Here is a 13,875-nt window from a genome sequence, read left to right on the forward strand (position 1 = left end):
AGCGACTTCCTATTTACTCCAACGCAAGATATTCAATCGCAGTTTGAAGCGATTCAGGAATTGAGCGAATTTTTCAAATATGAGATACATCACAGGGGTGGTATATAAGGTTAATAATTGACTCAGCGCCAATCCACCAACAATGGCAATCCCCAATGGTTGCCGCATTTCCGAGTCTTCTCCCCAACCGATTGCCAAAGGAATGGCACCCAATAAAGCTGCGGTATTGGTCATTAAAATCGGTCTAAAACGCAATGTTGCCGCAGCGATAATGCTGTCTAAATCGGTGTGACCTTGACGCCGTTGCTGCAAAGTAAAATCAATCAGCAAGATCGCATTTTTCACCACAATCCCGATTAGCAAAAAGATGCCTAACAAGGCAATCAGGCTAAACGGAATCTGAAACAACCATAAGCTGAGTAAAGCGCCCAAAGCTGCTGTCGGAATGGTCGATAAAATGGTAAAAGGATGCACAATACTTTCATAAGTGATTCCTAAGACAATAAAAATCAGCACGATCACAGCCGCAATCAAAGCAGGCGTACTTAAACCAGCTTGAAGGCTTTCAGTTTCGACATCACGATCTGTCATCACAAAGATTTCTTTTGGCAGCATGATCTTTGGCAAGACCTGACGAATCGCAGCATCGGCCTGTTCATAGCTATAGCCTTTCTTCACCACGTACCCCACCCCCATAGCGGCAAATTGATTTCGGCGATAAACCCGATCATTGCTAATGCCATAACTCCACGTAGCAAAATTGCTTAAGGGCACATAGATGCCTTGTTGATTTGGCACTTTCACATCCGCCAAAGCTTCTGGATGTTCGGTAAAACGTTGGTCAACTTCCATCACCACATAGAATTGATCATTGCGATCATAAATTGTGGAAATCTGCCGTTGCGAGAAGGAGTTATTTAAAACACTGGAAATATTTTCAATATCAATACCCAATCGTTTTGCAGCTTCTCGGTCGATGTCTAAAGTAACATGCTGAGCGCCTTCATCTCCTTGTGTTTCCACCTCTTCGAATTCGGGTAATTTGCCCATGGCCTCGGCAACTTTGGGTGCCCATTCACGCAGTAAGCTCACATTGTCAGATTGCAGTAGCAATAAATATTCCTGTGCATTGCCACTGGAAAAAGGATCATCCAATTCCAAATCCTGTTCAACATCCGCTGAGAATACGGCCCCAGCCTGCCAAGGTGCATTTTTCTTTAAACGCTCGACCACCTGTTTGGAGCTTAAACCGTCACGTTCAGCTTTTGGTTTGAGACTGACCATCAAAAATGAGTTGGTCATGCCACCACCGCCACCTGAAGTGCCGACCACATCCTGCACCGCAGGATCTTTGAGTAAGGCTTGGTTAAATGCAGCAATTTTCGGCTGCATAATCTGAAAAGAAAAACCATCATCGCCTCGAATAAAGGCACCGACCCGACCCGTATCTTGTTCAGGTAAAACTCGTTTGGGCAATAAATTATAGATATAAACGGAAGCAATCATTGCTCCCAACCACAACACAACGATCAGATAAGCATGCCTTAATACCCAATGGAGAGATCGAATATAGGATTGGCTCAGCCTCTGAATCAGATCATGGCTATAACGATACAGTCGTTGAGGTTGATTGAGAGATAAAGGTTTTAAACAACGTGCCGACAAACTTGGGGTTAAGATCAAGGAAACAAAGACCGATAACACCAACACAAAAACCAGTGTTAGCGAAAACTCTCTAAATAAGCGTTCAATCACACCGCCCATAAACAACACTGAAAGGAAAATCACCATCAATGCCAGATTCATGGCAATTAAGGTAAAACCAACCTCTTGAATGCCTTTTACCGCGGCTTGTGCAGGTGAATCACCTTGCTCGATATAGCGTTCAATATTTTCGAGCACCACTATGGCATCATCAACCACCAAACCAATCGCAACAATAATCGCCATAATCGACAGATTATTCAGGGAAAATCCAGCCAAATAAATCAGACTGCATACACCAATTAAGGTGACCAGCAGTGCCATAGCAGGAATCACCGCACTTTGTAATCGCCCTAACATCAGCACCACGACGATCACCACCAACAACATGGATAAAAACAAAGTATCCCTTGCTTCTTCTAAGCTGTTACGGACAATATTTGAACCATCCATCACCACAGTTAACTGTGCATCACGTGGCATTAGCTCACGTAAAGCAGGCAATTTTGCTTTGATCAGATCAATGGTCGCTACGGTATTGGCATTGGGCTGTCGGCTAATCTTTAATATCACCGCAGGTTGCCCATTATGAAAACCACTGACATAACGGTTTTCAACCGAATCACTGACCGTGGCAATATCTTTTAAGCGGATCACCCCTTGATCAGTGTGTCGGATAATCAGATCCGCAAAATCTTGGGCAGTTTTTAGTTCTGTTGATAAGGTCACTTGCCAACGTAATTGCTGTTGCTCAACCACACCCAATGCCTGTACCACATTACTTTTCGCGACCGCCTGCCGCACTTGCTCTAGTGACATCCCCTTTGAAACTAAAGCACTTGGATTGATGGTGATACGTACAGCTGGCATAGAAGCACCATCAATCGCAACTTCACCGACCCCGCTGATCTGGGCCAAATTGGGTTGTAATTGTTGAGATGCAATTTTGTATAGCTTTGCAGCAGAAAGCTGTTTAGAACTCAGTGCCAAATAGAAAATCGGACTTTGGCTTGGGTTGATTTTGAAATATTCGGGTGGACTCGGCATACCTGCGGGTAACTGTGACATCGCAGCATTGATAGCAGCCTGAACCTCACGCGCAGCTTCATTGATATCAGTATTCAAATCAAAGTGTAAAACCACTTGGGTCGAACTTTGATTACTGGACGCGTTAATCGCTTTAACACCCGATACACCCATCATGGCGCGTTCTAAAGGTGTTGCTACAGTTGCAGACATACTTTCTGGACTGGCACCAAGCAAATTCGCCCTGACGACAATGGTAGGAATATCCGCTTGCGGTAATGCGGCAACAGGTAGGCGTAAATAGGCCAATATACCGAGCAGAACGATGGCTACACCCAACAACACGCTGGCAACAGGCCGTTGCACAAACACAGACAGCAACGTCATTGCGAGGCTCCTGTCTGATCTGTAAGCCTGTTTGAGTCAATTTGCGTTGCTTGTAGACGATCAAAAAACAGATACACCACAGGTGTGGTAAACAAGGTCAGTACCTGACTCACCAATAGACCACCCATCATCACTAAGCCTAATGGTTGACGAAGTTCAGCCCCTGAACCTGAAGCCAGCATGAGCGGAATTGCACCGACCACTGCGGCCAGTGTGGTCATCAAAATCGGGCGGAAACGTAATAAAGCAGCCTGATAAATGGCTTGCTCAGCCGACAAGCCCTGATGACGTTGCGCTGCAAGCGCAAAATCGACCATCATGATGCCGTTTTTCTTGACCAAGCCAATCAATAAAATAATCCCGATCAGCGCAATCATGTCCAATGGTCTCCCCACCATAAACAAGGCCAATAAAGCCCCAATTGCAGCAGAAGGTAAGGTTGAAAGAATAGTAACTGGATGAATAAAACTCTCGTACAGCATGCCCAGCACAATATACATGGTCACAATCGCAGCAATCACCAACCAAAAGGTATGTTGCTGTGAATTTTCAAAAGCGGCGGCGGCCCCTTGCAGTTGAACCTGTAGCTCTGGCGGTAGCTCGAGGCTTTGCTTCACTTGCTCAATCGCAGCAATCGCTTCGCCTAAAGACACATCCTTGGCTAAATTAAAGGAAATGCCAACGGCAGGAAATTGTGACTGCTGCTGTAAAAGAATCGGCGCATGTTTTTCGACAATCGTAGCAACAGAACTCAATAAAATCGGCTGTCCCTGATTATTATGAATATAGGTTTGCTGTAAAGCCTCAATGCCTTGGGTCAGTTGAGGATCTAACTCTAAAACAATACGGTATTGATTGGATTGCGTGTATAAAGTTGCGATTTGCCGCTGCGCAAATAGATTTTGCAAAGCCAAACTAATGTCTTCAACACTCAAACCTAAACGTGCAGCCGCATCACGATTGACCTCGATATAGGCCTGTAAACCCCGCCCTGCATCTTCACTGCTCACTGCTGCAAATGCAGGCTGCTGGCGCAAGGCCTGAACCAGCTGAGGTGTCCATTCCTCAACCAATTGATTTTTCGGTGCAGTCACACTCAGTTGATATTGGGTGCGGCTAATTTTGTCTTCAATACTCAACTCTTGGACAGGTTGCATCCAGCCTTTAATCCCATGTACCTGTGCAAAGTTTTCACTCAGCCGCGCCATCACTTCCGCAGCAGATTCACGTTCAGCATGGGGTTTTAAATTCACCAGAATACGCCCATTGCTTAACTTTGGATTATTGGCATCCACACCAATAAAGGAAGATAAGCTGGCAACCGCTGGATCTTTTGCAATCACTGCTGCTAGAGCTTGTTGGCGTTCGCTCATGGCCTGAAATGAAATCTGGTCAGGGGCTTCAGTGACCACCTGAATGACACCATTGTCCTGTACAGGGAAAAAGCCCTTAGGAATCGACCAATACAGTAGTCCCGCCAGTAGCACTGTTGCCAACATCACCATCAAGGTCAGTAATTGGTGTCGAAGTACCCATTGCAACAACTTGGCATAATGCTGAATCACACGATCCAGACTCCAACGACTCGGTTGCTCTGCATGCTTCGGTGCATCTTTGAGTAAATAGGCACACATCATTGGGGTCAAGGTCAGAGACACCAGCAAAGACAGTGCAATCGCTGCTGCCAGTGTCACGGCAAACTCATGGAACAGCCGCCCAACGACATCGCCCATGAACAGCAAAGGAATCAAAACTGCAATCAGGGAAATCGTCAAAGAAATGAGGGTAAAGCCAATTTCTTTTGATCCTTTCAGTGCTGCTTGCAACATGCTTTCACCTGATTCCCGGTGTCGTGCAATATTTTCAAGCATCACGATGGCATCATCTACGACGAAGCCTGTGGCAATGGTTAATGCCATTAAAGTCAGGTTATTGACCGAGAAACCAAGGAAATACATCAGTACAAAAGTACCGATAATCGACAGCAGTACGGCAATACTTGGAATCAGGGTCGCAGCAAAATTACGTAGAAACAGGAAGGTGACCAACACCACCAGACACACGGCGAAGACCAATTCTTTTTGCACATCTTTAATCGAGCTCCGAATACTTTCGGTTCGATCAGTGAGTACGCGAATGTGAACATTTTCAGGTAGATTCTGTTGTAACTCAGGTAGAATTTTTTTGATTTGATCTGCCACCTCAATCACATTGGCATTGGGTTGTCGCTGAATATTCACCAAAATAGCAGATTGGCTATCCGCCCACGCTGCCATATAACGATCTTCACTGCCCTCAAGCACTTGTGCGACATCTTTTAAACGAATCGGTGCGCCATTGTTCCAACGTAAAATCAGGTTTTCATAATCGGCGATCGAACGCATCTGATCATTGGCATCTAACATGGTCGATCGAAAAGGCCCATCAAAACTCCCTTTTGGTTGATTGGCATTGGCAGCAGCAATCGCAGCACGCACATCTTCAGCACTGAGCTTAAATGCTGCAAGCGCAGTTGGATTCATCTGCACACGGATCGCAGGACGTTGTCCACCTGCAAGGCTGACCATTCCTACACCTGAAAGCTGCGACAGTTTTTGTGCGACTCGCGTATCAACCATGTCGTAGACCGTGGTCAATGGCAAACTGTCAGAACTGATCGCAAGGGTAATCAAAGGTACATCGGCAGGATTCACTTTGCGATAAATCGGTGGCGTCGGTAAATCATTGGGCAATTTACTGCTGGCAGTACTCAAGGCCGATTGTACTTCTTGCTCGACAATACCCAGTTCGGCAGATAACTCAAATTGCAGGGTGATCACCGATGCGCCCACTGAACTGTTTGAAGACATTTGCTTCAAACCCGCAATCTTGCCCATCTCCCGTTCTAAAGGTGAGCTGATGGTTCGTTGCACCGTATCTGGATTTGCACCTGGCTGAAAGGTGTAAATCTGAATAATCGGATAATCGACTTGTGGCAATGCTGACACAGGTAACATGCGCCAAACCAGTAGACCACTGAAAAATAGCGCCAACATCAATAAAGTGGTGGCGACGGGTCGTAAAATAAAAAAACTGGAAATATTCATACGCTTACCCAGCTACAGTTTTTGCGGGTATTGGCTTAGACACATCATCCTGAATGACTTGTACTTCTTGCCCTTCTGAAAGTCGATCAATCCCCTCTAACACCACCCGTTCATTGCCCTGAAGACCTTCAACAATTTCGGTCTGTCCTTGTGAAACCACACCCAGCTTTAACAGACGCACTTCGGCTTTATGTTCTTTATTGACAATATAAACATAGGTGCCTTTTGCCCCATGTTGAATGGCATCACTCGGTAAATGCACCGCATTTTGCAAAGTTTTGGCATTTAAACGAACATTGACAAATTGATTTGGAAATAAAGCATCATCGAGATTGGCAAACACAGCTTTGACTTTGAGTGTGCCAGTATTCAAATCAATCTGGTTATCCAGTGCTTGCACTGAGCCTGTGGCCAATTGCTTTTGTTCTGCACGATCCCAAGCACTGACTTGAATGCTTTGTTTATTTTTGGTGGCTTGGCGTATTGTATCTAAATAATTTTCTGCAATCGCAAACTGAATATACACAGGATGGATTTGGGTAATGCTCAGTAAACCTGTTGCTTCATTGGCTTGGATTAGATTGCCTGCATCTTTGAGACGAAAACCTACACGCCCCTCTATCGGTGCATATATTTTGGTATAAGACAGTTGTAACTTTGCCGCATCCACTTGTGCTTGACTGGCTTGCATCTGTCCCTTAAGTTGATTGACTAAGGCTTGCTGTTGATCGACCTGTTGCTTGGCAATCGAGTCTTGTTTATACAGCAACTGATAACGATTCAATTCGGTTTGTGCATTTTGCAACTGCGCTAAATTTTGTTGCTGTGTCCCTTGTGCCTGTGCCAATGCGACTTGAAATGGTGTTGGATCAATTTGTGCTAACAATTGTCCTTTCTTGATATATTGCCCCTCTTGGAAATACAGCTTTTGCAGCACACCAGACACCTGACTTTGCACATTCACCGTATTGGCTGGCAGAACTGTACCAATCGCCTTAATTTGTAATTGCAAATCACCCCGTTGTACCCCGACTACACGAACAGGCACAGGTTTGCTCCATTGGCTAAACGACTCTTGCTGATTGGCTTGTGACTTCTTCCAATAATTCCATCCCCATGCAATCAGCAATAGAACTAGCAGTAATGCAATCAACCATTTGATTTTATTTGATCGAGAATGCTGTTGTGGTTTTAAATCAATCTGTTGTTCACTCATGACATGCTCTACTTAATCAAACGAAAGACATTAAAAAGATGGAAGAGATGGAAAACAAAAATTTTCCCTTACATTGGCTTAGTCGAACGAAAATCAAAATCAGCTCAATTTTTTCTGTAAAAGTATGTATACAATTTTATTGATATTAAGAACAATTATCATTACTATTTGAAAATATTTTTCATCCTCTTGTGATTGGCTTCTCCCCGCCAATATCTGGACTCCCGTCATGAACCTAAATGTAGAAAAACAGTTATGGTTTAGCCGCGTTTATCAAGCCCAGCAAAGCACGCTGTTGTCATGGTTTAAGCATAAACTGCAACATCATCACCAATCTGAAGATTTGAGTCAGGAGGTGTTCTACCGCGCCTTAAAAAGCGACTATTGCTTTGAAAAGATTAAAGAACCTCAGGCATGGTTAATGGGCATCGCCAAACATGTGATCATTGACCATTGGCGTCGCCAACATATAGAACATTTATATTTAGATGCATTGGCACAGTTGCCCGAAGAATACTATCCCTCTGCTGAACATGAGGTCTGTATTCGTGAAACGCTTTATCAAGTGCATTTGATGTTGGAAAAGCTACCTCAGCGTACCTCACAGGTGTTTTTATTATCACAATTGGATGGACTAACTTATCGTGCGATTAGTGAAAAGCTGGATATTTCAGAAGCAACGGTCAAAAGAGAGATGAAACAGGCTTTCTTGGCCTGCATAAGTCTTTATAATCAGACCGATTAATTGCTGAATTTACTTTTCTGCTATGTCTCAATCCCCTATAATTCCTGATCAGATATTGGACCAAGCCGCAGATTGGCTGGTGCTATTACATTCAGGTGAAATGACCGAGCTACAACAGCAACAATTTGAACATTGGCAAGCAGAAAAACAAGAACATGCCCTCGCTATTCAGCACATCAATAAATTTACACACGGCTTATCAGGTTTATCCAACCATTTTCCCTCAGAATCCTTAGTCCAGTCCAAGCAAAAATTTAATCTGAGCAGGAAACGAAATATGCTGCTCAGCCTGTCAGGATTGATGGTTATCGGTTGCGGCATATATCTATTGCCTTGGGCAAAATGGCAGTCTGATGATCATACCAAGGTCGGTGAAATTAAAACCATTGTATTGCAAGATGGTTCAACCTTGATCTTGGCCAGTGATAGTTATATCAAGGTGGATTTCTCCGAACAGACTCGGCAAATTCAACTGATCGAAGGTGAAATTTATATCCAAACCGCCAAAGATCCACAACACCGCCCCTTTATGGTCAACACCAAAGATGGTGCGATTGAAGCTTTAGGCACTCAATTTACGGTGCGCCAAGAACAAGATGATCAAACTCGGGTCAAAGTCTATCAACATGCTGTTGCTTTACAGCCGCAGGATTCTGGGCAACGGCAGATTTTACAGCAAGGTCAACGTGCATATTTCGACAGTCAACAGATCTCTAAACCGTTGCCATTGAATAATGAGCAACCTTACTGGACTCAACAATTACTGGTGGTAGAACAATGGCCACTAGAAAAGGTCATTGGTGAACTGTATCGATATAAAAAAGGCACTTATTTCATCGAGCCAGCATTAAAAGACCTTCGCGTTTCAGGCGTGTTTTCATTAAAGAATCCTCAACAAAGCTTAGAGACACTGGCCTATACGCATCAACTTGAGCTGAGCTACTACACTCCATATGTATTAAAAATAAAAAAAAGATAAAAAGATGATCCTTTTTTCAATCTGATCCGACTTATAGAGAAATACACTCCCAGTTGAGAAGACCACATGAAGGATTATCAGGCGAAAACGACCTTAGCGCTGGCTGTACGCGCCGTTTTATGGGGCATGCCACTCAGTATTGCCAGCATTGCAACAACGTCTGCTTATGCTGCTAATGTTTATCAGATTTCAATTAGCTCAACCACACTCGACCAAGCATTGAAGCATCTCGCCATTCAAACTGGAACGACCATCAGTTATGACTCGACTACGCTTGCAAAAATAAAAAGTGTTTCACTGAAAGGGAATTATTCAGTAGAAACTGCTTTAGACGTTTTGCTCAAACAACATGCATTTGAAGCAGTCAAAGTTGGCAATGCAGGATATAGCATCCAATCCAAAGCAACTGTGGCTACGGTTGAACCTAAAGTGGTTAAATTGGAAGCGATTCATACCAAAGCAAATGCAATGGCTGGAGCAAATCAAAGTAGCGAAACTGGCGTAGCACAATTAGCGACGATTCATCTGAGTGCAGATAAAGGCAAAAACCTCACCACAGAAGGTTCTGGGTCATATACTGCCAAGGCAACAACAGCATCGACAGGGCTGGCTCTTTCACTCAAAGAAACACCACAATTGGTGAGTGTCATTACCCGCCAACAAATGGAAGATCAAAACCTGACGCAACTAACCGATGTTGTTTCACAGGCCGCAGGATTAACCATTAACCAAACGGGAAACATCGGCAGTGATAACTCGCCTGTTTATGCACGCGGTCAAACGGTTGATAACTATTTACTCGATGGCGTAAAGCTTATGAGTTCATATACTGCTATTTTTCAAAGTCAGGATACTGCTTTATTTGACCGCGTTGAAGTGGTACGTGGTGCCAATGGTTTAATGACAGGTGCTGGTTCTGCAAGTGCCAGTATCAATATGGTTCGCAAAAAACCGTTGCAAGATTTCAAAGCCTCTGTGAGCGCAAGTGCAGGTTCATGGGATACTTATCGCACCGATGTCGATGTTTCAGCCCCATTAAACCAAGCTGGAACAATCCGCGGACGTACCGTTTTAGCCTATCAAACGGGTGACTCTTATATCGACCGCTATAGTGAAGAACGTAAAATTGCCTACGGTGTCGTTGAGGCAGACCTTACAGAAAAAACCAAAGCCAGTTTAGGAGTCAGCTATCAAAAAATGGATATTTCAGGTATTGCCCGTGGTGGTTTACCTTCATTTTACACAGATGGCAGTCTAATCGATTGGTCGCGTTCGGACTCGAATGCTGCTGACTGGACCTATTCAGATCGGACCACGACCTCATATTTTGCAGATGTAGAGCACCAATTTAACGACCGCTGGAAACTCAAAGGTACTGCCTCAAGAACAATTACAGCATCGGACGAAGTAGTCGGTTATATCTACTCGAATGGGATTGATAAACAAACTGGGGCAGGCGCTATGATTTATGCAACCCATTGGGATTATAAACCAACTCAAGATCTATTTAACTTAACATTAAATGGTTCTTTTGACTTATTTAGCCAAACACATGAATTCGTTTTAGGTACAACCTACGCTAAAAGTAAAAATAAACGTCCAACCTATTCTGGCTGGAACAATGGTATGGATTGGGAAGGCAAACTAGATAATATCTTTGCATGGGATGGGCATAATCCGACTCGGCCAGCGACCATGATTGATGGTGCTTACAGTGGTGATGATCAGAGCCAATCCGTATTTGGTGCAATACGTCTGAAACTTACTGACCCACTGGCTGTGATTTTAGGCACTCGCGTAGAAAACTGGGAACGCGTTACGCGCAACTTTAATACCACTGATAAGGTCACATCATATAAAAAACAACAAGAAAACGGTGAGGTCATTCCATACTTCGGTATTACTTACGACATAACAGACCAATGGACAGGCTATGCCAGCTATACCACCATTTTCTCTCCACAAGATAAACTAGATATTCATGCAAACTATTTAGAGCCCTTAATCGGAAATAGTACAGAACTTGGGATTAAAGGTGCTTTCTTTGACAATCAGTTAAATATTGGTGCTGCCATTTATCAAACTCAGGAAGATAACAAAGCGGTAGAAGTCATTGATGCAAAAGGTAATAAAGTAAAAATTATCGGTCCAAGTGGCAGTGAAGTACAAGCTTATCGTACCGAATCTGGAACAAAAAGCCGTGGTTTTGAAATAGAAAGTACAGGAAAACTGACAGATCTATGGCAAGTTTCTGCAAGCTTTTCACGTAATCTCTCTCAAGACAACAAGGGTAAAAACTTAAATACCAGCATTCCAAACAACACGGCTAAACTATTTACCACTTATACCCTACCTTATCTTAATGAAGCACTAACAATTGGCGGTGGCCTTCGTTGGCAAAGTGAAATTTATCAAGATGGTGGACCAAATGGCGCTCGCTTCACACAAGACAGCTATGCTTTAGTCGACTTAATGGCACGTTATAAAATCAACGAAAACCTGTTGGTAAATTTCAACCTAAATAACCTGTTTAATGAAAAATACCACTTGGCGACCACCAATAGCTATTATGGTGCGCCAACCAATTTCCGTGTGGGTTTAAAATATGACTGGTAAGCCAAGCTAGCCCTAATCTCTAATTCACTAATAAGAAGAGAAAACTTTGGTTTCCTCTTTTTATTTCACAACAATGCAGCCAAGTTTTAAATCAAACTCACGATCAACAGCAGTCCGAATAAAACAGTGACAATCACATTGGCCTGTAATAGTTTTTTAGGTTGATAGGTCAATAACAAGCCGACTGCCAAAGCGGCAAAGGTGATACAACCTAACCATTCCGACAGCCCAACCGAAGCACCTTTAAAGTAAATCGTAATCACCGCCGAAATGAGCAGAATCACCCAGCCTGCAATTTCAAAATATCGACTTTTTTTAGCCGAGATTTGAACAATAAAAATATCGCGCTGATGCTTACTCATTCCACAAGCCAAACTCGACAAGGCCACCATTGCAACACACCACAACATCAATGCTGCCATTATGCTTGCTCCTGCACAGATTGAACCTTAGGCTGTTTTTTCTGCTTCAGTGGCAGACCTTGGTAGCGCTTTAACTTGTAATACGAATAGATAAAAATCAGACCCAAAATAATACAAACCAAATCAAAACTGGCGATCATCCATTGCCCATGATAGATACTCATCCATAGCGCTTGACCACCTGTAAGGAAATTCAGAATTGGCATAAACAAGAATAACGCTGCTGCTAAAGCCAGTTGTTCCAACCATGCAGGACGATGAGCTCGAATAGCAGCATGAATCAAGCACACAAGCCATGCAATAAAGAACACATTGATTTCATGCGGAGAACGTTCAGCGAGTTGTGCTGGGATAAAGCGATTGGCAATAAAATAGGCTGCACAGGCGATCGGCAACCCTGTAATGGCAGTAACATTCAGGACTTCAACTACACGATGACCAAAGGGCTTATAACCTAACTTTTGTACATCTGGAATGCGTTTTACCACCCATAAGATCAAACCAGAAGCCACCATCATGGTGCCCAATATACCCGATAAAAATAGCAACCAACGTAACACCGAATCTACACCATGTGCCATATGCAGCCAGGTTACTAAGGTATAAATAGCCTTTGGAGTCGAGTTAACTGGCTTGGCTTCGTCAATCAACTGTCCAGTGACCGCGTTAAACTTAACCGAAGGAATGCTCTCACGATCAAGTAATGTCGTCGTGCGTGTTGCATTGAATTGAACATCAGCTTCAAGGGTGTTCGGATTATTCACTCGAATAGAGGAAATTGGATTATCGCCCCAGCCTTGTTGAACTTGTTGGCTCAATGCGATCAAGTTCACCATTGGTGCGGCTGCAATCACAGGCGCTTCTTTTTTAGATTCACCACGGCCACCACCTCGATTACCGCGTCCTTCTTCTGCTACTTCTTTGCGTTTTTGTTCTGCCAACAAGCGTGCCTGTTCAGGTGTTTTAGCAACAGGTTTATTCAGTATTTGATAGAAATTTTGACCATTACCGTAATGGCTGTTCATCGCCCACGGCATAAACATAAACATCAATAGTAACAAGCCACTAAAGGTAATCATGATATGGAATGGCAAGGCAAATACCGCTGTTGCATTATGCGCATCTAACCATGAACGTTGCCCTTTAGCTGGACGAAAAGTAAAAAAATCCTTGAAAATCTTTTTATGAGTAATGATGCCGCTGATAATTGCTACAAACATGAATAACGTCGCAACTCCGACAATCCAACGTCCCCAAATACGTGGCATACCATAGAGTTCAAAATGGAAGCGATATAGGAAACCACCTCCACGCGTTTCACGTGCTTTAATTTCCTGACCCGTTTGTGTATCTAAATAGATTTCACCCCCACGGCGACGACCTTCACCAGGCTTACGGATATTCAGCATAATGGCTGGTTGGCGTTCATTGGCAAAACGAATATTCCAGCTTTCAGCGGGTTGCCCCTTTTGATTTAAATACTGTAATGCATAACCTAATTGCTGCTGTTGTGAAGTCGTATTCACAGACTGGTGCAATTCAGGTTTCATCCAAACCGTAATTTCATTTTGGAAAAAACTAAGCGTACCCGTGACAAAAACTGCATAAAGCAGCCATCCTAGGAGTAAGCTGGTCCATGTATGCAACCATGACATGGATTGGCGTGGGCCTTCATTCTTACCATCAACACGCAT

Annotated in this window: 8 protein-coding genes; 3 read left to right on the forward strand and 5 right to left on the reverse strand. The window is 43.6% G+C overall.

All coding sequences use genetic code 11. The features are described 5' to 3' along the window. Positions 1-9 precede the first annotated feature (9 nt). From F933_RS04895 to F933_RS04905, 3 genes are read right to left on the reverse strand one after another with little or no spacing between them, the layout of a single operon-like run. The gene (locus F933_RS04895) at positions 10-3,117 is read right to left on the reverse strand and encodes an efflux RND transporter permease subunit (protein ID WP_005058981.1); all 3,108 of its coding nucleotides are present in this window, start codon (positions 3,115-3,117) and stop codon (positions 10-12) included. Then, positions 3,114-6,203, reverse strand: coding sequence for a multidrug efflux RND transporter permease subunit (locus tag F933_RS04900; RefSeq protein WP_005058982.1), 3,090 nt, complete (start codon positions 6,201-6,203; stop codon positions 3,114-3,116). Before F933_RS04900 ends, F933_RS04895 begins: the two co-directional genes overlap by 4 nt. 4 nt (positions 6,204-6,207) lie before the next feature. Next, positions 6,208-7,419, reverse strand: coding sequence for an efflux RND transporter periplasmic adaptor subunit (locus F933_RS04905; protein WP_005058983.1), 1,212 nt, complete (start codon positions 7,417-7,419; stop codon positions 6,208-6,210). 229 nt (positions 7,420-7,648) lie between these two features. Between F933_RS04905 and F933_RS04910 the strand changes: the two genes are divergently transcribed. The 3 genes from F933_RS04910 to F933_RS04920 all read left to right on the forward strand — a co-directional run bounded on the left by F933_RS04910 (position 7,649) and on the right by F933_RS04920 (position 11,759). Then, entirely contained in the window at positions 7,649-8,164 is a 516-nt protein-coding gene (locus tag F933_RS04910; RefSeq protein ID WP_005058984.1) for a sigma-70 family RNA polymerase sigma factor, read from the forward strand. Positions 8,165-8,186: 22 nt separating this feature from the next. Then, positions 8,187-9,143, forward strand: coding sequence for a FecR family protein (locus tag F933_RS04915; protein WP_005058985.1), 957 nt, complete (start codon positions 8,187-8,189; stop codon positions 9,141-9,143). 66 nt (positions 9,144-9,209) lie between these two features. Then, positions 9,210-11,759 (forward strand): TonB-dependent siderophore receptor, encoded by a 2,550-nt coding sequence (locus F933_RS04920; protein WP_005058986.1) that lies wholly within the window; start codon positions 9,210-9,212, stop codon positions 11,757-11,759. Positions 11,760-11,845: 86 nt separating this feature from the next. On the opposite strand, the gene F933_RS04925 is transcribed toward F933_RS04920, so the two are convergent. Next, the gene (locus F933_RS04925) at positions 11,846-12,181 is read right to left on the reverse strand and encodes a DUF3325 domain-containing protein (protein WP_005058987.1); all 336 of its coding nucleotides are present in this window, start codon (positions 12,179-12,181) and stop codon (positions 11,846-11,848) included. Then, on the reverse strand, positions 12,181-13,875 hold the full coding sequence (locus F933_RS04930; RefSeq protein WP_005058988.1) for a PepSY-associated TM helix domain-containing protein: 1,695 nt from the start codon (positions 13,873-13,875) through the stop codon (positions 12,181-12,183). Before F933_RS04930 ends, F933_RS04925 begins: the two co-directional genes overlap by 1 nt.

The organism is Acinetobacter beijerinckii CIP 110307, from assembly GCF_000369005.1.
Classification (GTDB): domain Bacteria; phylum Pseudomonadota; class Gammaproteobacteria; order Pseudomonadales; family Moraxellaceae; genus Acinetobacter; species Acinetobacter beijerinckii.